Source organism: Acinetobacter sp. YH16044 (assembly GCF_013417145.1).
In the GTDB taxonomy this organism is placed as follows: Bacteria; Pseudomonadota; Gammaproteobacteria; order Pseudomonadales; family Moraxellaceae; genus Acinetobacter; species Acinetobacter amyesii.
In genome coordinates this window covers 1-20,110 of record NZ_VPEK01000038.1, presented here as the reverse complement: position 1 = coordinate 20,110, position 20,110 = coordinate 1, and the positions used below count along the sequence as shown (strand labels likewise).

Sequence of the window (20,110 nt, the reverse complement as noted above, 5' to 3'; positions counted from 1 at the left end):
AAAGTTTTACGTACTTTAACTGAATCAACCTATGAAATTCAGCCTCAGCAAAGTCATTATGAATCTCTCGAAGTAGATGAGTTCTGGAATTTTGTTGGAAATAAAAAGAATAAACAATGGCTTATTTTTGTTCAAAAGTCATATTTTACCTCGGAGAAACCGGACATTTTTATTGGTGAGAATATAGACACTTTAAATGGGTTCTAACACTCTCTGTTATTCCTAAGTAGAAATGTCCTACCTAATAACCAAATAGAAATGTCCTATACAGACACTTCCAAGTCAAGCACAGGATTCAGATTTCGTTCTTTGATTACTGTTTTCTGTGCACGTCTGCTCGGCATCTTTTGAGAACGATTGCGTTTGTTTTGCTGTTCTAATTCTTCGTGCTGTTGTTGAATATGATTGAGAACAGCACCTAAACGTTTATTCTCAACAACCTCTCGCTGGTTGAGCTGACTTAATTTATCGAAGATGCTGTAATTGATTTTTCTTCCTTGATGTTCAATGGCTACCGTGCCATCCGGGTATTCCAGAAACTCAAGATACTTGCCGATCAACCTTTTATTTTCTTCGGTATTTTCCAGTAAATATACGCATTTATCATAAGTAATCGTCAGGCTGTTCGTGACTCTGCGGGGTTCACGCCAGGTAAAAACATCATCTAATTCTTCGGCTGTTTCAGTGACAGTCCGGTGTAGATCCTTGGGATTAAAGGCCATATTGGCAAATTTACGATTAAATTGCTCGATAAAGCAGGGCAGCCAGGCATTCGCTTGCTCAATCGAATAGATGCCTTCCAGGCGCATTTCTTTAATCAGACGGTCCTGAAGCGTTCTATTCGCCCGTTCTACACGGCCTTTGGCTTGTGGTGAATTGGCGAAGATGATATCGATATTGAGGGTACTGAGTACGCGTCCAAACTGGGTAATCTTGGTGTCTTTCTTGCTGCTTTGATTCACCCTGAAGACTGAATGTTTATCACTGTAAAACGCCAACGGCTTACCATGCTGCTCAACATACAAACGTGTTGAAATCATATAGTCAAATGCTGATTCCGACTCACAGAAACGTAAATGCTGTAATTTTCCTGTGGCATCATCGATAAATACCAGCAGACAGCACTTAGCAGCGCGTCCTTCAAACCAGTCATGGTGTGAGCCATCGATTTGAATCAGTTCACCATAACAATCTCGGTTATAACGAGGCTGATACGGGCGTTTCAGGCGCTTGGCGCGAGGAATCCACAGATCGGCTGCAATCATCCAGGAACGCAGTGTTTCCACTGAAATATCGAATCCATGAACAGTGGTGAGCTTTTCATGCGCTAAAGTGGGTCCGAAACCATGCAGTTGATCCGAAACAATATTGAGGCACTTGAGTCTGAGCTCTTCAGGAAGCCTGGAATTGCTGATTTGGCCACGTGCAGCATGTGCTAATGCAGCTGGGCCTTGAGCTTTGTATTTTTGCAATAAACGTCTGATCTGACGTTCTGAAATATGAAGTAGCTGAGCAGCTTGGGACTGGGTTATGCGTTGATCACAGATTTCTTGCAAGACCGACAATCGTTTAAGTTCTTTATCCGACATAGACACCAACATATCAAACCGTCCGCTAAGAAAATTGCAAAAGTGCATATTCTAAAAGCGGACATTTTTACTTTGGAGAAACCGGACATTTCTACTTGGGGCTTACAACTCTCGTTTCGTATAACAGCCATTATGTTAAATGAATGATAATTGACATTTTGTTCATTAATACTGATATGCAACGAATTTTATTATATGTCACCCCTCAATTACAAATATAAATGACTGCTCGTCTAATCATCTCCATTACACAATTAAATGTTAAAATGCATAGCTACTTCATCTAAGATAAAATATATGTATCCAAATCTACAGCACAGCTTCGAAAACAGCGTCATTCTCGTTGTAGAAGATGATTATGATATTGGTGACATTCTTGAAAAATACATAAAAAATGAAAACATGCAGGTCATCCGTGCATTGGATGGACAACAAGCTTTAGAGTGCCTAAAAGCCAACTCTATCGACCTGATTCTCCTTGATATTAAATTACCCAAACTAAATGGCTGGGAAATTCTACAAATCATCCGTCAAACAAGTCATTTACCTGTCATTATGCTGACTGCCTTAGATGATCAAGTGAATAAGATCATGGGGCTAAAAATGGGTGCTGATGACTTTATTATTAAGCCATTTAACCCAAACGAAGTGATTGCACGAATACAAGCCGTACTTAGACGAAGTACAAGCCAAAATATGGAAATAACTAATATTATTCGTTATAGAAATATTGAAATTAATCCAGATCATCATCAAGTTTACATTTCAAATGGTCAAAGAAATCAGTTGCTCAACCTTACGTTAACTGAGTATAAGATACTGTTTTTGATGGCAAAAACACCGAATAAAGTCTTTACACGTAATGAATTGATCCAAAACTGTATGCCTGAAAGTGATGCTTTAGATCGCACTGTAGATAGCCATATCAGCAAATTACGCAAAAAACTTGAAGAAAATGATGTAAATGGCTTATTAATCAATGTCCGTGGCGTGGGGTATCGCTTAGATCAAAATCATGAAATTTAACTTTTTTAAAAATTCTGTTGGAATTAACTTCCAGTTTATTATCATGATGAGCCTATTCAATTTAGGCATTACGCTGTTATCTTTCATGATTGGCTATTTTGTTTATAGCTGGGCGATAAAAATAGGTTTTCTAAATACACAAGTTATTAATTCAAATGAATTTTCAGTTACCTCCGTTGACTTTATCTGGCTGTTTTTAGTGCTATTAACAGGCTTTTTTCTTTCTACTATCCTCGCCTTTAAATATGGAAAACGCTATACACAGCCAATTAGTGATTTAGCAGATGTTATTCAACAAATTCAACAAGGCAATTTAGCACTCAGAATTAAACAGCCACATCATGATATTCCACATGAAATCAAGTCTCTTATTGAGAACTTCAATGAAATGGCAAACCAACTTGAAGTATCAGTTAAGAATTCAACTGTTTGGAATGCTGCAATTGCACATGAATTACGAACACCTGTGACAATATTACAAGGTCGCTTGCAAGGTATTGTCGATGGTATATTTATTGCCGATAAAGCTTTACACCTAAGCTTATTGAACCAAGTCGAAGGCTTATCTTACCTTGTGGAAGATTTACGGACACTGACACTTATTGAAAATAAACAATTACGATTAGAACTAGAAAAGACCAATTTAAAAAATAGTATTGAAAAATGTCTGCAGATGTTTAATGAACGGTTTCATGTTAAAGGTTTAACTATTGTTTTAAATTTGACGGATAAATTGGTTTGCGTTGATATAAGAAGGATGGAACAGGTCTTTATTGCATTGTTCTCTAACTTTCTAAGATATTCGAATGCTGGAAAAATAAATATTACATCTGTAACCACAGCAGAACATTGGGTATTGACGTTTGAAGATGAAGGTCCTGGTATTGATGAATCGCATCTTAAACACCTGTTCAAACCCTTCTATCGACTGGAAGACTCTAGATCATGTCTAGATGGCGGTACTGGATTAGGCTTGGCAGTGATTGATGCAATTATTGAAGCACACCAAGGTCATATTTATTATTCTAAATCCAAAAACTTAGGTGGCAGCTGTTTTACTATTCAACTAAATCGTAAGACATCAACTCATTTATAATGTGTTAAGTTCAGATTAATACGGCTTAATTTAAACCATAAATTTAAGATAAATTGATGTCTGAACTTAACCATTCTGTTTGATGATCCTCAAATAAATTTCATCACAATGAATTCTCATCTCGATATTTAGCTAGCATAAAAAATACCACAATGGAGAGTATCCCGATGATAATCCCTGCTGTTAATAATAAATTAACATGAGCTGAACTGAAGGCAATTTTACCTGCGTTAATCAATGCTGTACCTTGTTCAACGGGTAACTGGCTCGCCACTAAATAGGTATCACCAATCGAAAGTCTGGCTTTTTCTGCTAAAACAGCAGTTAAATCTGACGGCACTTGAAGATGACTGCCAAATATATAGGCCATGAAAACACCAAATAAAGTAATACCTAGTCCTGTACCCAGTTCATAACCTGTACTTTCAAGTGAACCTGCCGCACCGCCCTTTTCTGCAGGTACTGAGCCCATGATCGCAATGGATGAAGCTGTTAAACCAATACTCAGTGTTAATCCAATCGAAGCTAAAATAAAGGGAACGATGATTCCCGGATGATGAAAATCTGAATAACTCAAACTGACCAACGCAATTGCTGCCAATATTAATGACATGGTCGCAACCAGACGGAGTCCAAATTTATTGGATAAAAAACCAGCAATAGGCCCGCCAATAGCGGCCGCAACCATAATCGGAACCATAAAAAGACCGGCTTGCAGCGGTGTTAAACGAATGACATATTGCAGCTCCATTGCCAAAGTTAACTCAACCCCTGCCAAAGCGCCTGCAGCAACCATTGCCATAATAATGCCGGCTAAAATAGCAGGACGTGAAAATAGCGAAAGATCTAGCATCGGCTGAGGAGAATTCAGCTGTTTGCGTACAAATATGGTTAATAAGCCGATAGATAAAACGACCAAAGGCAAGACAATCAACAACGACTGTTTACCGCCTAAGCCTGCTTTTAGTGCATATACAAACGAAATCAAACCGACAATCAGCAATAGCGCTTGACCAAATGCCCAATGTCCAGGGGTTATAGCTTCTTTTCGGGACAATAAGAAATAGCACATTGGTGCGACAACCAGCATGATTGGGACGTTAATCAGGAAAACTGAACCCCACCAGAAATATTCTAACAATCCCCCACCAATGAGCGGTCCAATGGCGGCACCGGCTGATCCGATTGTGCCCCAAATACCCAGCGCAATGGCACGTTCGCGACTGTCTTCGAAGGTTCTGCGAATAATACCCAATACACAGGGCATAATCATGGCACCGCCTAATGCTAATAAAGCACGTGCGGCAATCAGCATAGAAGCCGTTTGGGAAAATGCCGCAAGGACTGAGGCAATTCCAAATATAACCAAGCCAATCAGCAGAATCTTACGATTGCCGACACGATCAGCCAAAGTTCCCATCGGAACTAAAAGTCCAGCCATAAGTAATGGATAAATATCAATAATCCATAAGACTTGGTTACTTGTGGCACTCAGCGATTGGGTTAATGAGGGAACCGCAACATGCAGTACAGTCATATCAATCACAATCGGCAGAAATGCAAGCACGACAGCGAGCAATATCCACCAGCGTTTCGGATCAAGATTGGTAGCTTTCATGATTAAACCTATATTGATGGTTTATTAAATCAATTCTGAAATAAAGATGTAAATGAAAGATTTGTTGTGGGCTAAACTCGTTAACCCACAGCTTTTATTCTCAGTTTTGATGCTTAATGTGCCGCTTTACGTTTCGAGAATTTCTCAACCATGCTCATGACGACAATAAAGAAAATCGGTACAAAAATAACAGCTAGAATTGTTGCGCTGATCATGCCGCCAAAGACGCCTGTACCAATCGCTTTTTGAGTTTCAGAACTAGCGCCACTGGCAATGACTAAAGGAATAACGCCACAGGTAAATGCCAAAGATGTCATTAGGATTGGACGTAAGCGCAATTTAGCGGCTGCAACGGTTGCCTCCACTAAACCCATTCCTTCTTCTCTTAGTGCTTTTGCAAACTCAACAATCAAAATAGCATTCTTTGCAGATAGACCAATAATCGTGATCATGCCGACCTTAAAGAAAATATCATTTGGCATACCACGTAACATTACTGCTAAAAAGGCGCCAATCAACCCTAGAGGGACAACTAGCATCACAGAGAATGGAATTGACCAGCTTTCATAAAGCGCTGCCAAGACAAGGAAAACGACTAACATCGACAACAGTAATAAAAACAAGGTTTGTGATTCCGACTGTTTTTCTTCTAGAGAAATCCCAGTCCACTCATAACCCACACCTTTCGGAAGTTGTTCAATCAAATTTTCCATCTCAGTCATGGCTTGTCCTGAAGATATACCTGCTGCTGGACTGCCAGAAATACTCAATGATGGACGACCGTTGTAACGATTGTATTGTTGTGGGGAATGTTGCCAAATTGGAGTAATTATTTCAGACATTGAAACCAATTTACCGCTTTGACTGTTCACCTTAATCTGAAGAATATCTTCAATACTCATGCGTGATTTGGCATCAAGTTGCACAATGACTTGCTGCATACGGTCATGATTTGGAAAATCATTGATATACATCGAACCCATTGAGGTTGAAATAATATCGGTCACATCACTGAAATTAACACCTAATGCCTGCAATTTATCTCTATCAATTTTAAGCTGTACAGAACTGCCATCTGGCAAACCTTCAGGATAGACCTCCGCCACGATTTTACTTTGTGCTGCTAATGCTAAAAGCTGATCTTGTGCTTCTCTTAAAGCAGGCATGCCAATATTGCCACGATCTAATAATCTCAGTGAAAAACCAGATGAGTTACCCAATTCATCAATTGCTGGTGGTAACACAGACATGGTTTGACCTTCTGAACTTTCAGCCATCGCTATATTGGCATTATTCACGACTTCTTGTGCCGTAATAGTACGCTCTTCGAATGGCAATAGATTGGTAAAATACATCGCTGTATTCTGACCAGATCCACTAAAACCAAAACCTAAGACCGCCATATTGTCTTTAATCCCCGTTTCTTGGTCTAAATAATTTTGAAACTCAGCAACGACTTTACGGGTACGTTCTTGAGTTGCATCCGCAGGAAGTTGAATCGAAGTCATAAACCACCCCTGATCTTCTTCTGGCATAAACGCAGTCGGAACGTGTTTAAAACTAAAAATCAGCACAATGACAATGCCTAAGAAACATAACATTGCGAGGGTTTTATGTTTAATTACTTTAAATAAACTGCGTTCATAGCGATTGTTCAGCTTCTCAAAACTGCGATCAAACGATGCAAAAACACCCTTTTTCTGATGGTCTTGATCAATCGGTTTTAACATCGTTGCACATAACGCAGGGGTTAATGTCAGTGCAAGGAAAGCTGAGAATAAAATTGAAACCGACATGGTAATGGTGAACTGACGATAGATAATCCCCACTGAGCCTGACGCCAATGCCATCGGCAAGAATACAGCGGCTAACACTAAGGTGATGCCAATAATCGGATTGGTAATTTCCTTCATGGCTTTAGATGTGGCTTCAACTGGAGATAAGCCTTCTGTCGCCATAATGCGTTCAACATTCTCAATGACCACAATCGCATCATCGACAATAATCCCGATCGCAAGCACCATACCGAACATGGTCAGCACATTAATCGAAAAACCAGCAAGCAGCATGACTGAGAATGTGCCAAGCAATGCAATCGGTGCAACAATCGCCGGAATTAAGGTGTATCGAACATTGTGTAAAAAGATAAACATGACAATAAAAACTAATGCCATAGCTTCAAGCAATGTCATGATTACTTTTTCAATCGAGATTTTTACAAAAGGTGCAGTGTCGTAAGGTATAGAGAATTTCATACCATCAGGCAGTGCTGAACCTAACTGTTCAATTTTCGCTTTAACACCTTCTGCAGTCTTGACAGCGTTGGCACCAGGACTCATTTGTATCGCCACAGCTGTAGAGGCTTTGCCATTTTCTAAAATCGCAAAGTTATACATCTGTGCCCCGATTTCGACACGAGCGACATCCGACAGTCGAACATTGGCGCCATTTTGTTGAGCACGTAAACTAATTTTCTTGAATTGCTCTACAGTTTCTAATTGACCTTGAGCAGTTAAAGGAATAGTAATTTGTTGCCCCGTCAAAGCAGGAACATCACCAATACGACCTGGTGATATCGGCAAGTTTTGGTTTTGGATGGCTGTATTCACATCTTGAATACTCAATCCATAAGAAACCAAACGATCTGGATCGACCCAAATCCGCATGGCTTTTTCAGCACCAAAATTTTGGACTTTACCAACACCGTCAACCCGCTTTAATTCTTCAATCACATAGCGAGTCATATAGTCACTGACATCAATTTCACTATATTTGCCATTCGGTGAACTTAAGCCCACCATCATTAAAAAACCAGACGACGCAGCATCGACCATCAGCCCTTGTTGTCGCACTGTTTGAGGTAAGCGTGACTCAATGGCTTTAATTTTGTTTTGCACATCAATTTGTGCAAGTTCTACATCTGTACCTGGTTTAAATGTTGCGGTGATTGTTGCTGTTCCAGAACTATCTGAACTTGAACTGTAATAAAGTAAGTTTTTGACACCTGACATTTCCCGCTCAATCAAGGTCACAACACTATCATTCAATGTTTTTGGCGTAGCACCTGGATAGATTGCCGTAATACTAATCTGTGGTGGCGCAACACTTGGGAATCGTGCAATAGGTAACTTGGGGATGCTTAGTACACCCAACAGAATAATAAATAAAGCAATCACCCATGCAAAAATAGGACGCCTAATGAAAAATTGGGACATTATTGCTGTCCTCCATTTTCCTTAATATTTGTAGGTTGCCACTGCTTAATTTTTAATTTTTGCTCAGGCTGTATACGATCAGCCCCTTCAACAATGACTTTCTCACCTGCTTGTAACCCTTGTTTGATCACATAGTTATTTTGATAACGTTGACCAAGCTGAACAGGCTTGCTTTGCGCTAAACCTTTTTGATTAACAATCGTAACATTGGCTTTACCACTAATATCATGTTGAATCGCTTGTTCTGGAACTAGGAGCGCATTTTCAACTTGAGCTCGGCTCATATTGACTCGAACATACATGCCTGGCAAAAGTTTTTGATTTTCATTATTGGCTAAAATACGGATTGTGACATCACCCGTATCAGGATCAACTTTAGTATCCGAAAATAGGATTTCACCTGTAACGTTATAAGGTTTACCCTGACTATTTAGGATTTCAACCGTATGTTTGGTATTTGACACGTCACCTTGCTGTAAAGCTTCCTGTAGTTTTTCATAATCACTAATTGATTGCTTTACATCAACATAGACTTTATTAATCTGTTGTATTACGGCCATTGCATTAGTATCACCTTGACCAACTAATGCACCCTCAGTCACTAAGATTTCACCAATCGTTCCCGAGATAGGGGCTGTAACAGTCGCATATTTAAGATTAAGTTGTTGTCTGCTTAACATGGCTTGCATTTGCGCCACATCGGCTTTTGCTTTTTGATAATCTGCTTCGGTATTGTTGTATTCCTGCTGACTAACCGCATTTACTTTTACTAATTCAGTGTAGCGTTTTAACAGCACCTGCAAACGTGTCACCTCAGCTTGTGCACGGTTTAAAGTGGCTTGATTGCTTTTTACATCTGCCTGAAATATTTCAGAATTCAATTTAAAAAGCGGTTGACCTGCTTGCACATAAGAGCCTTGCTTAAAAAGTACTTTATCAACAATTCCACCTACTTGCGGGCGAATTTCAGCAATACGGTAAGCGACAACACGGCCTGGAAGATTTTCAATTAAATTCATGGAATGCGGTAATACCGTGATGGTACTGACAACCGCTGGTGGCATTTCTGTTGGGGACTGTTCAGCATCTTTGGCTTGTGTACAGCCGATTAAAAGTACAGTTGTAATAAGTATTGAACCTATTAAATGATAATGTGTTGACATGCTTTTTCAGAGGGGGGGTTTTAGATACTACTATTTTGAAATAGCAGTGTTTATGAATTGCTGATGTTGTGTGGAGATTGTGTGGAGATTGTGTGGAGAGATTAAAAGATTTATTTTTTAATGACACGCTTAAACAGCGTGGCTTGTAAATTAGTATAAATAATTTTGTTGTTCTACAATTTTGATCGTATCTTAGTTTTTTCTCATAGTTCATGAACTTTAAAATTCTAAACCAAGACTAATATTTATATAAGCAATTGAAAATACAATACATAGTTTCTTTATACACTTATGAAGTGAACTTTAGGTGAACATAAGTTAAATAGAAATTTTTAATTAGTTCAGCACAAACGTACAATCTTTAAGGCCTATAACTCGATACCGTTCTCTCTTTGATGTTTATTGCTATCTAATTGAGTGAACTCTGTGGAAATATTTCTTTATACATTAAGCGTTATGTATAGCCCAGGCCCTGTAAATTTTATGGGGCTAAATTCTGGCCTTACAGGTCAATTAAAAAAGACTATAGGATTTTACCTAGGCATTGGTTTCGCCATGTTGATCTTATTCGTATTGTTTGGCTATATAGGTGAAGCTGTTATTCCACATGGATTGATTCATTATATTGCTTTAGCGGGTGCAATTTATACATTCTACTTGGCTATAAAAATGATTAGGGCGAATGTAGAAACAACTCAACAGCAAGAAAGCCATCTAACATTCTTAAATGGCTTATTTATTCAGTTATTAAATCCAAAAGCCATTCTCGTCATTCTACCTGTTACGACAATTATGTACCCTGCAGCCAAAATCACAGGAATCATGATCTTGATAGTTTCTTTACTGATTTCACTTGGTGCTGTTGGCGCACCATTCACCTATGCTCTGGTTGGAAAATTATTAGGCAACAAAATTGCTAATCCTATCTGGTTTAATCGGCTAAATAAGCTGATGGGTATACTCTTGATTTTATCAGGGCTTTTTATGTTCAAAGATTTTCTTAATGGAATAAATCTGCTGTAGGACAAATTAGCCGTTCAAATCGAACGGCTATCTTTTAATATTTATCATTTTCCATTGAGTGGGAGTTAAACCAAATGTTTTTATAAAATGTCTGGTCATATGACTCTGATCAAAAAAGCCTGCATTTAAAGCAGCATTAACAATAGACTCCCCTTGAGCAAGGTAGAACTTAACTGTTTCTAAGCGACGCATGATCATATAACGGTGTGGGCTAGTTCCAAATAATAATCGGAAATCACGAGAAAGGCTCCAGCGGTCACGATCAGCATGTTTCTCTAAATCTGACAAACTTAAGTTTTCATGTGGATACGCCAAAATACACTCACGCGCTCTCTCTGCTGCCTTGTAGTCAAATTTTTTGTTTTGGTTAGATGAAGTATCTGAAATTTCACACAGTGTAGTTGCCAAATCAAATAGAGCATCTTCCGGCACTGTTGCAAATAGGCTGACATGATAAGCTAAATATCTTATTTATTTCGAGATACAGCAGATGAATCCCTTCCACGGTCGGCACTTTCAAGGTGAAATCATTCTTTGGGCTGTTCGTTGGTATTGTAAATATGGCATCAGCTATCGTGAACTTCAAGAAATGCTCGCTGAACGAGGCATAAATGTGGATCACAGTACAATTTATCGTTGGGTTCAGCGTTATGCTCCAGAAATGGAAAAACGGTTACGCTGGTATTGGCGTAACCCTACAGATTTACATTCATGGCATATGGATGAGACTTATATCAAAGTGAAGGGGCGATGGACTTACCTGTATCGTGCAGTTGATCAACGTGGTCATACGATTGACTTTTACCTTTCCGCTAGACGGAACAGTAAATCAGCCTATTGTTTTTTAGGAAAGATCTTCAATACGGTGAAAAAATGGCAAATTCCACGGGTCATCAATACAGATAAAGCAGCGACCTATGGCCATGCTTTATCACGGTTAAAGCGAGAAGGAAAATGTCCAGTAGATATTGAGCACAGGCAGATTAAGTATAAAAATAATGTCATTGAATGTGATCATGGTAAGTTAAAGCGAATCATCAGGGCCACATTAGGATTCAAATCTATGAAGACTGCTTATGCCACAATTAAAGGTATTGAAGTCATGCGTGCACTACGTAAAGGACAAGCATCGTCATTTTATTATGGTCAGCCTCAGGGTGAAGTGTGTCTAATCAACAGGGTTTTCGGTCTCTAAGCACTTTTTAAAGGGAACATCATCGACTCAAATCTCTATTTGCAACAGTGCCAAATATGGTACATTTCACGCAACTACTTTCCCAATACAAGTCTTTAAAATGAATCGTTTTATAATTTTTTTGTTTCTTACTTTTATAATTAATACAAGCTTTGCTCAAATCGTAGAAATCCCTAAATTCTCAGACTATCCCGCTCGAATTTATACAGGTCCCACTTCTGCACCAAAATTAACAACGCCATATCATAAAAATTACAAAACACGTCTAACTAACTCTTCTAAAGAAGATATTAACTTTGCTGGCGAATATGTTCTGAGTGTATGGGGATGTGGTACGAGTTGTCGTGTATATACTTTTATCAATAAAAGAACAGGTGCCATTCTTGATACACCATTTGGTGGTGAAGGCGGTGAAAATATTGTCAGCATTAGAGCAAATAGCAAGGTAATCATAACAACAGAAGAGCTCTACACAAATGACTACGATTCTCTCGGCTATATGGCATATTATTATGTATTAGAGTCAGGACGTTTTAAAAAGGTAGCCCAACTTCCAATTTCTGAAGATCTTTATCAAGAAACCCGTTATAACTACTAATATTCCAACACCTAGCTAATATTATTTTAAACTTAATCTTTAAAAGTTATAACAATAAATCAGCCCGTATTTTACAGGCTGATTTTTAGCTATTTCTTCAATAGTTTTTACCAACTTCTCAGCTCTTTCAATAAGAACCTCCTCAGCAATATAATTATTTTTACTTGAACCGTACCGGGTCAGTGTTCCACAGTTTTCATAAGATAAATAATTATAGTCGCCAATTTCAACTGAGTTCCTCTCCGGCTTTTAAATAGCGGTATACCGCTTGGCGGCTAATTCCAAATGCCTGGCCTAATGCCATTTTTGAAGGATACTGCCCTTCCTTCCATGCTTGTCGCAAAGCTTCAGCTTTATCAGGCTTCAATTTATGTACCCGGCCTTTGTACTTCCCTTGAACAGAGGCGAGTTTAATTCCTTCCTTTTGCCTTTCCAGAATGATTTCACGTTCAAATTGCGCAAAAGCACCCATCAGTTGCAGCATCAAATTATCCATCGGCGTGGATTGGGCAGTAAAAGTAATATTCTCTTTTACAAACTGGATAGCGATCCCTCTTTTGACCAGTTTATCTACTTCAGTGACCAAATCTTTTAGACTTCGTGCAAAACGATCCATGGAATGTACAATCACCCTGTCCCCTTCCCGGACATAGTTCAACATTTCTTGAAATTTCGGTCGGTCGGTATTTTTACCCGAAGCACGGTCAACAAAAATCCGGTCGACTTCAATTCCCTCAAGTTGACGCCCTGTATTTTGCTCGACCGAACTCACTCGCACATAACCTACTTTTTGGCCTTTCACTCTTTCACGCCCCAATTAGATAAAAATGAACAATTTCGTAAATTATAAATCTTAAATATCAAAGTTACATGTTATATATGGTTAAAAATCATTTAAATGTTACATAGTTTTAAGAACTTTTATATTGTTACTTTAGGGTATAGTCTAAAGTAACACCTTGAACTTTTGCAACAGTGCCCTTAAATTGCTATACACACCAATGGACCAAGCCGGTTCACGTTCTCTTGCATAACTGCAACTTTATTGAAGTTCACATGCTTCAAGATCGCTTTCATCGGCTCCGACATGCCTTCGGTTTCCGACAAATCCGAAATGTACTCTGACTGGTCTACATACTTATAGAAGTTGTTATCAGGGTGTTGTTCTTTAATGCTTTGCCAACATTGGGGAACCATCACAGAGACTGGTCTGATCAGGTTGAAATTATTGGCGATATTCAACCCATACAGGTCGAAATCGGTATACACCGCTACCGGACATTCTTCTGGCAGAACTTCAAGCAACTGATTGACTGACCGGCAGTTCTTACCATGCCCCCTGTAAAGGAATAGGCTGTCTTGCCATTCGAGTGGAACTTGCTGATACCAGTCCAAAATCCGTACAAGCATAGTGCCATTCTCAATAATGATCAGCTTCCTGATTTTTTCTACTGCAAGATGCTCTAAGGACACGGCTGTTGTCACGCCAGGATGTGCAATGTGCATCTCACCGGACTTTAACGGTAGTTGTGCATTGATCGCAGCAAACCAAAGCTGCTCACCGAAAACGCTGGCATTGCCAGACTTTTCATCTATACGATGATCAGCAAGCGATATTCGGTCTGCATTGGAGTCATACGTTACCTCTGGCTCCGTTTTTACATGCTTTCCGTACAGAACCCGAAGCACATCAAGATCTGATTCACTTAGATGCAGCTCACGTTTGATGATGCTACCGATCTGCATGTCTTTGTTCAGCATTGTCCATGTCTTGTTAAGCTTCACCACTCTGGTTTTAAGCTGTAAAACCGTCTGAATGATTGAGAGTTCTCTTTGCCCTAAGCGCATTGCATCACCTTTCCGTTGCTGTCTTTGCGACGAAACACGATATCTGAAATGTAGTAGTTGCCATTATATTTAGCATCCGTTTCACCCACTAACTGCAACTCAAGATGGTTTGAGTGGTTGAGTTCAAACTCATACAGGAGGCGACTAATCCAGTATTCAAATTTGCATCCAGGCTCTAGGCGTATGTAGGCGTTCTTTGCTGATATTTCATTGATTGCCGGACTGCCAAAAGCGTCAAAGAAGAAAAATGCAGCTTTATCCAGAGGTGAGACTGCCTTCACTATCGTATGCGTTGCCTTCTCTACCGGTGGGCGTTTTTTTTCAACAACTGGACCATCTTTTTTAACACGCTTCTGATTGGCTGTCTGAGCTACCGCAGATAAAGTGTTCTCAAAATCCTCAAGGTAGATATCGGCACGAGCTTTCAGCTTGATAAGTGGTACACGACGGAAGCTATCAGGTGCCTTGTTGAAATCAATATCGGCATTCAGCGTCCGGTTGTTGGCAAAATGACGGTGCAGCGCATCAATCAGATTGATTCGCTCCTGGGTTTTTATGTCCTTTTTCCATTCAAAGAGTTGCTTGTCCAGTCGGTGATGGCTGTGGTTCATTTCTTCAATGGCTTCAAACACGCTTGGCTTGAGACGTTTGGAGATCACTCTCTGCAAGTCTGCATCACCTACCGCCAATTCATCCATCGTATTTGGTGAAAGGATTTCCAGTGCCGTAATTAGCATTTTGGCAGTCTTTAAGCTTTGTTCAGCCTTACGCATTTTCATGTCGTAGTTGTTGAACAGCGACAGATACTCAAAGCACTGATCGGCAAAATTGGTCATGTTCTCGCTGATATTGTTTGAAAGCTCAATAATCAGGTCACTTGCTTCAACCTTTAATACTTCGGCACTTTCCGGGTCCTCGACTTTTGACAAGGCATAGTCGGTACTCACCGTTTTGATACGATCAATCAGACCGCTAATGTCGGGTGCGGAAATGTTGCGTTTCTTTCTGTTTTTATAGAAATTCACAAACTCAATGACGAAGTTTCTTAGATGCAGCGTGTTTTTTTCTGCATCCAGATACCCAAGATCGCAAGACAGCAAATTATCAATCAAGGATTTGTTTGATTCATTGACCTGAATAGACGAACTGGTAAACATGATTGCTTCGGCAATAGCATCAATGTTTGCAGAGAAAACCTTCGCCCCACGTTCAGCCGGATTCACGAAGTCGATCATAGTAACTCGCCCTGCTCCACATCATCTGTTTGAGTGATATCAATCGCATTGTGTTCGGCAAGGTACTCAGCTTCATCGTAGAAAATCGACCAACGTGAAGTTGCCAAAAACTCAGTACCCACAACCCCAACCGGCACTAAATATTCGCGCTGTACCAAAAACTGAATAACACCGTTGATCTGGTCTTTCACTGTGCTTGCGGTCTTACCCAACTTTGCAGAGAGTTCTTTTAGCCCTTTTTGGACATGCTTGGACTTCTCCACTTCAACCAGGATTTCACCAGACGTAATTCTGTCGCCTCCAATCAGAGGTTCATTGCGCCCCCCTGCCTTTCTGAACAGTCGCAGCCAGTCCACAAGTGGCTCCATTTTGCTGACGTTTTCCTCAAACTGTTTGGTGATGACCTTTTTGATCTCAGGGTCACTTTCAATATCAAGGTAAATCAGGAAATACCCACCACCGCACGGTGTCTGAATACACTTTTTGCCTAGAAAACTAATATGGTTGTTTAGTTGATCTAAAAATTCGACATCATTCAAAAACTCAAAGTTCTCAAAATCACTCCACTGGTCAATTAGATAACCTTCTAATAATTTGGTCGCTACTTTTGTTAATCGTTTATCAGCCATTTAAAATTCTCCACTTTTTCCCTATTAGACTGGTTCTGCTGCAAGCAATGGGTTATCGCCTTCGATTTCCAGTGGAACAACAGTGCTGACACCATTGGCTCCAACAATGTAGAGATTCTTAAACTTGTGGTTAGAGGTTGAGTTTTCCGGTTGAGCACAGACCAGATAGATTTTGTTATGGTCCATCATGTCGAACAGCAAATTGGTGTTGATCGCATCAAAGTTGCCAATCTCGTCAAGCGGGATATGGATGTAGGTCGAGTTATCAGGGCATAACTTCCGTGACAATGCGAGGAACATGATCAGCACCAGAATACGTGACGTTCCTGTACTCCCTGCACTGGTAAAGTCGTTGTCAGTACGCAGCTCGGCAAGACGACCATTGTTCATCACGCTCATTTTCAGACGTACCATAGAGCGGATATCATCAGTATGTCCTTTGGTGCTTTCAATTGCCTTTAAGGTGTATTCACAGCAACGAATGAAATCCTCGCTCGGAATGGAGCTGCTTTGCATGTTTTCAAAGGATTGATAGTCCTCACACTGCAAAACAAACTGATTGAGCTGATCTAGGGTGTTCTTGTCATTCAGCACACTTTCCAGATTCATTGAGAAGTCAGTGAATGCCTTGAACTTGTTGCTACGGTTCAGGTAACCAGACAGTTCCGTAGATACGCTCTTTAAACGCTTATTTAGATTAAGGATTTCCTGAATATAGTTACGCAACTGAGCCGATTTATTACGGAAAATGTTTGTGACTGCATCATGCTTTTTCGGCAAGTCGTAGTCCATGATGCTTTCGATGGTAGACATGGAGTTAATGGTGTTCATGGTTTCACTGGTAGTCCCCATACTCTCCATCTTTTCCTCAAACAGCTTGAACAGAGAGAAGGCTTCATATTTGCGCAGTAATGCCTTAGAAGCGTTTGTCTGCAAGCGTAATTGATAAATCTGTTTCTTCTGTGTATCAGCCAACGTACCCAGATCACGAGAGAAGCTGTCGAAGCTTAAAAACTCAGGTCGATCTACCTCTACCAATAGGATATCGTCATCGAACAGGTTTTCGATTTCACGCCCCTGTTTATCCAGCTTTTTGATTTTCTCCCTGAAATCTTGTGCACTCGCTTCAAGATTGTCCACTCTTGTACGAAGGGAGGTTCGGACTTGTTCAAGCTCACTTTCCAGTTTGGAAAGATTGTGGCTGTATTCAGATACAAGTTTCAGAGCTTGGTTCATGTCCTCGATATGGTTCTGCTTGTACTGATAGTGGTTTTTCTTCCACATATCGTACTCAGCCAAAATGCTTTCATAGCCTTTGACTTTGGTGTGCTGTGCAATCGCAGCCTTGATCTTCATTTCTGCCTGTTTCAGGATATTTTCATCCACGCCTTGCTCACGCAGTTTGCTGTGATACAGGTTGGTCAAATCATCCATCTTGGCTTGATAGCTGCTCTCTAGCTGCTTTTCCTTTGTGGCAATCAGATCAAGCTTGATACGCAAGTCTGCATAGGACGCATCATAGCTCTCCTTTAAGCCATTTTTTTCAAGCATGTTGGCTGATCGAAGCTCACCACGTTTCTTCGGCTCAATCTGATTGTTGAAAGTTTGCAGCTCGTATTTCGCTCTATTTACAGCTTCTTGCTCAATACGTGTAGCTTCTGCCTTCTTCGCTTTCAGCTCTTTCTCAGTCTGGTCATAAACCTGTCGGGCTTGCTGCTTCTCGTTTTGCAGGGTATTTAACTCATTTTCGAGTTTAACAACTGCAATATTGGTCTCGTTGATCTCTCTATGGATGGACTGAGCCAGATGCGATTGCTTGTCGTACTGCTCAACCAAAGAAGCCGTGTAAATCTCGGCATCTTTCAGACGTATTTGTAGTTGCTCAAGACTGTCGGCTTCCCCTGGAATCTCCAACTTGTTCAGGTCTATTTCAAGACCATAGAGGCTTAGGGCATTGGCATTCACGCCAGTTTGCCAGACAGGGTTCAGGTTGGTTTTGAAGAAAAGCTCAGGATTGATGACCTTCGCAATGGTAGTACGCCAGTCCACATCTTCATTCGGTGCATCATTCAGGAACCGTAGCAAGGTGTCTTTCTGGAACAGGGTTGTACGCAGATTCTCTTCTGACTGCTTGGCTTTCTCAAGCTTGGCTTTTAATCCATTAAGATCATACTGCGCCTTGTTTTGATCAAAATTAAGTTGTTTAAGCTTGTTTTGAGCCGCTTTCAATTCGTCAGACTTTGCAGACAAGGTATTCTCTTTGACTTCATAAGCCAACTTGAGGCGCTGTAGCTGTAGGTTTTCTTCATCCGTAAACAGTGTTGATTGGTGCATGCGCTCCATAGCTGCTGACTGGATATCCAGAAGCCTTTGACGTTCACTGGAAATTTCTTGATCAAGAATTTGGAGCTGTTCAGCCTGTTTGCGCTCAAGCTCTTTCACCTTGAGATCAAAGCGGTTTCGCAACTGGTTGATTGCCTCCTGAACCTCGTTAGATTCAGCATTAAGGGCTTCACTGGATGCCATTTTTTCACGAAGCAAATCTGCTGAATGCTTGTCGTACTCGCGGTTGATATTTTCGTAGCTTTCAGTCAAAAACTGTTTGTATTTCTTCGCTTCTTCAATCTCGTTGAAGTAGTGCGCACGTTTCTTATATTCCTGTTCCATGACGGAAATATTCATGTCTTGATAACGTCTTTCCGCAACTTCAATATCATGAATTGCCTGTTTAAAGTTACCTGCAGACTTTTCTTTTACTGCAATCAGCTCTTTGACTTGTACAATCTGGTTATTCAGGTTACGGACTGTCTCATTCCCTTTGTTCTTTACCGCATAGATTTCATGCTCTATCGAACTGATCTGCTGCTCGTAGTTCACCACATGGTCCCGGAGTACCAACAGGTGTGCATGAAGCGCATTAAAGGAGGCTAAGACCGCATTCTTTAACTGAATGCCAGAGATAATCTTCTGCTTTTCCGATTGAAGGCTTTGTAGGGCTTTCACATCATTGATGGTTGCTAACCAATCTGCGGTAGAGGTTGGTTTTGTTTTGATTTTCTCGTTGTCCAAATACGCTTCAATTAACATGGTTTTGAAGTTTGAGACAACATTGTTCTGGTTAATCGTTACCTGGGTCAGATTGCTCAGGAATTTTAGCTGTTGTTTGCTTCCAGACAGTGAATAGCGGTTGCATAAATCACGAAGGTTTCTTTCACCTGTCAGTCGTGATTTATCTGCAGTCAGCGTATAGATATATTCAGGGATGCTGTCGATCTGACGGCTCACATCAACGCCAGATTTATAAACCTGATCAAATACGTCTTTCACATTCTGAGAAAGACCCAAGATTTCCAGACTGCTCTCACTTAATAGCGTATCTTCCGCGCATCCATCAACAAATCGGTAGTTGTGCTTGCCCTGATTATTATTGCGATACAGCACCACACACTTTGTACCTGAGTGAGCAAGGTATTCAAAAATCACCATGCTTCGACTGCTCGGCAAATAGTAGTCTACGAAATTTTTCTTGTTTGCAGCTTTCTCTATTAACCCATTTGGTGAGGCACCAAAGAAAATAGGAATCAGGTTCAGGAATGAGGTTTTCCCTGCACCGTTGATACCGGTAATGTTTGTATGACCACCACTAATATCAACTCGGAATAGTTTAGATGAAAGAAAAGAATCATAAAGAATGATTGACTGTAAACCTTTCATAGAGGTTTCTTGAGGGTTAATAATACTCATTATAAGAGGTGGTTCCACTTGTTTGAACAACTAAAAGCGTATTTATAAGTGATATTCCGCTCTAGTTAAGCCACCTTGTTTTGTTGGGGTAGCTGATCATAGTAAAACTCATTTGGTGTCATTTTGTCTAG

The 20,110-nt window shown here is 40.2% G+C and carries 14 protein-coding genes and 2 pseudogenes; 6 read left to right on the top strand and 10 right to left on the bottom strand.

All coding sequences use genetic code 11. The features are described 5' to 3' along the window. Positions 1-129 (top strand): annotated as a pseudogene (locus tag FTV38_RS14790) (IS1 family transposase); the annotation flags it as partial. 134 nt (positions 130-263) lie between these two features. Here the strand turns inward: FTV38_RS14790 and FTV38_RS14785 are convergent. Further along, on the bottom strand, positions 264-1,589 hold the full coding sequence (locus FTV38_RS14785; RefSeq protein WP_079393426.1) for an ISNCY family transposase: 1,326 nt from the start codon (positions 1,587-1,589) through the stop codon (positions 264-266). Positions 1,590-1,886: 297 nt separating this feature from the next. On the opposite strand from FTV38_RS14785, the gene adeR reads away from it, so the two are divergent. After that, positions 1,887-2,615, top strand: coding sequence for an efflux system response regulator transcription factor AdeR (gene adeR / locus FTV38_RS14780; protein ID WP_032073130.1), 729 nt, complete (start codon positions 1,887-1,889; stop codon positions 2,613-2,615). Continuing rightward, the gene (gene adeS / locus FTV38_RS14775) at positions 2,605-3,711 is read left to right on the top strand and encodes a two-component sensor histidine kinase AdeS (RefSeq protein ID WP_032073131.1); all 1,107 of its coding nucleotides are present in this window, start codon (positions 2,605-2,607) and stop codon (positions 3,709-3,711) included. Before adeR ends, adeS begins: the two co-directional genes overlap by 11 nt. A gap of 103 nt (positions 3,712-3,814) precedes the next feature. Here adeS and FTV38_RS14770 read toward each other — a convergent pair whose 3' ends face one another. The 3 genes from FTV38_RS14770 to FTV38_RS14760 form a co-directional block, all read right to left on the bottom strand. Then, positions 3,815-5,329 carry an MFS transporter gene (locus FTV38_RS14770; RefSeq protein ID WP_032073148.1) on the bottom strand — a complete coding sequence of 505 codons (1,515 nt, stop codon included), beginning with the start codon at positions 5,327-5,329 and terminating at the stop codon, positions 3,815-3,817. Positions 5,330-5,442: 113 nt separating this feature from the next. Next, positions 5,443-8,547: a multidrug efflux RND transporter permease subunit gene (locus FTV38_RS14765; RefSeq protein WP_270915313.1), complete on the bottom strand. Its 3,105-nt coding sequence runs from the start codon at positions 8,545-8,547 to the stop codon at positions 5,443-5,445. Continuing rightward, complete coding sequence (locus tag FTV38_RS14760; RefSeq protein WP_032073150.1) at positions 8,544-9,707, bottom strand: efflux RND transporter periplasmic adaptor subunit; 1,164 nt, start codon at positions 9,705-9,707, stop codon at positions 8,544-8,546. The genes FTV38_RS14765 and FTV38_RS14760 overlap by 4 nt, the downstream gene beginning before the upstream one ends. A 426-nt stretch (positions 9,708-10,133) precedes the next feature. Here FTV38_RS14760 and FTV38_RS14755 point away from each other — a divergent pair, with 426 nt between their 5' ends. Continuing rightward, on the top strand, positions 10,134-10,730 hold the full coding sequence (locus tag FTV38_RS14755; protein ID WP_180022882.1) for a LysE family transporter: 597 nt from the start codon (positions 10,134-10,136) through the stop codon (positions 10,728-10,730). Positions 10,731-10,757: 27 nt separating this feature from the next. On the opposite strand, the pseudogene FTV38_RS14750 reads toward FTV38_RS14755, so the two are convergent. Further along, positions 10,758-11,156, bottom strand: a pseudogene (locus FTV38_RS14750) (helix-turn-helix transcriptional regulator); the annotation flags it as partial. A 64-nt stretch (positions 11,157-11,220) separates the two neighbouring features. Here FTV38_RS14750 and FTV38_RS14745 point away from each other — a divergent pair. Together FTV38_RS14745 and FTV38_RS14740 are read left to right on the top strand one after the other, a co-directional pair. Continuing rightward, complete coding sequence (locus FTV38_RS14745; protein ID WP_043963410.1) at positions 11,221-11,925, top strand: IS6-like element IS1008 family transposase; 705 nt, start codon at positions 11,221-11,223, stop codon at positions 11,923-11,925. A gap of 100 nt (positions 11,926-12,025) precedes the next feature. Continuing rightward, positions 12,026-12,523, top strand: coding sequence for a hypothetical protein (locus FTV38_RS14740; RefSeq protein ID WP_180009768.1), 498 nt, complete (start codon positions 12,026-12,028; stop codon positions 12,521-12,523). A 226-nt stretch (positions 12,524-12,749) separates the two neighbouring features. Here the strand turns inward: FTV38_RS14740 and FTV38_RS14735 are convergent, their stop codons facing one another. The 5 genes from FTV38_RS14735 to FTV38_RS14715 all read right to left on the bottom strand — a co-directional run bounded on the left by FTV38_RS14735 (position 12,750) and on the right by FTV38_RS14715 (position 19,949). After that, positions 12,750-13,325: a recombinase family protein gene (locus tag FTV38_RS14735; RefSeq protein WP_075316580.1), complete on the bottom strand. Its 576-nt coding sequence runs from the start codon at positions 13,323-13,325 to the stop codon at positions 12,750-12,752. A 179-nt stretch (positions 13,326-13,504) separates the two neighbouring features. Then, on the bottom strand, positions 13,505-14,212 hold the full coding sequence (locus FTV38_RS14730; protein WP_373887023.1) for a hypothetical protein: 708 nt from the start codon (positions 14,210-14,212) through the stop codon (positions 13,505-13,507). Positions 14,213-14,361: 149 nt separating this feature from the next. Further along, the gene (locus FTV38_RS14725) at positions 14,362-15,606 is read right to left on the bottom strand and encodes a hypothetical protein (protein WP_005100615.1); all 1,245 of its coding nucleotides are present in this window, start codon (positions 15,604-15,606) and stop codon (positions 14,362-14,364) included. Then, on the bottom strand, positions 15,603-16,235 hold the full coding sequence (locus FTV38_RS14720; protein WP_004676008.1) for a hypothetical protein: 633 nt from the start codon (positions 16,233-16,235) through the stop codon (positions 15,603-15,605). Before FTV38_RS14720 ends, FTV38_RS14725 begins: the two co-directional genes overlap by 4 nt. A gap of 24 nt (positions 16,236-16,259) precedes the next feature. Next, positions 16,260-19,949, bottom strand: a complete 3,690-nt coding sequence (locus FTV38_RS14715; protein ID WP_257222008.1) for an ATP-binding protein — start codon at positions 19,947-19,949, stop codon at positions 16,260-16,262. Between the last annotated feature and the right edge of the window lie 161 nt (positions 19,950-20,110).

Coding starts and splice junctions, on each gene's coding strand:
- FTV38_RS14760 (WP_032073150.1), bottom strand. CDS start 9,707: ATGTCAACACATTATCATTTAATAGGTTCAATACTTATTACAACTGTA.
- FTV38_RS14770 (WP_032073148.1), bottom strand. CDS start 5,329: ATGAAAGCTACCAATCTTGATCCGAAACGCTGGTGGATATTGCTCGCT.
- FTV38_RS14785 (WP_079393426.1), bottom strand. CDS start 1,589: ATGTCGGATAAAGAACTTAAACGATTGTCGGTCTTGCAAGAAATCTGT.
- FTV38_RS14715 (WP_257222008.1), bottom strand. CDS start 19,949: ATGAAAGGTTTACAGTCAATCATTCTTTATGATTCTTTTCTTTCATCT.
- adeS (WP_032073131.1), top strand. CDS start 2,605: ATGAAATTTAACTTTTTTAAAAATTCTGTTGGAATTAACTTCCAGTTT.
- FTV38_RS14725 (WP_005100615.1), bottom strand. CDS start 15,606: ATGATCGACTTCGTGAATCCGGCTGAACGTGGGGCGAAGGTTTTCTCT.
- adeR (WP_032073130.1), top strand. CDS start 1,887: ATGTATCCAAATCTACAGCACAGCTTCGAAAACAGCGTCATTCTCGTT.
- FTV38_RS14745 (WP_043963410.1), top strand. CDS start 11,221: ATGAATCCCTTCCACGGTCGGCACTTTCAAGGTGAAATCATTCTTTGG.
- FTV38_RS14720 (WP_004676008.1), bottom strand. CDS start 16,235: ATGGCTGATAAACGATTAACAAAAGTAGCGACCAAATTATTAGAAGGT.
- FTV38_RS14740 (WP_180009768.1), top strand. CDS start 12,026: ATGAATCGTTTTATAATTTTTTTGTTTCTTACTTTTATAATTAATACA.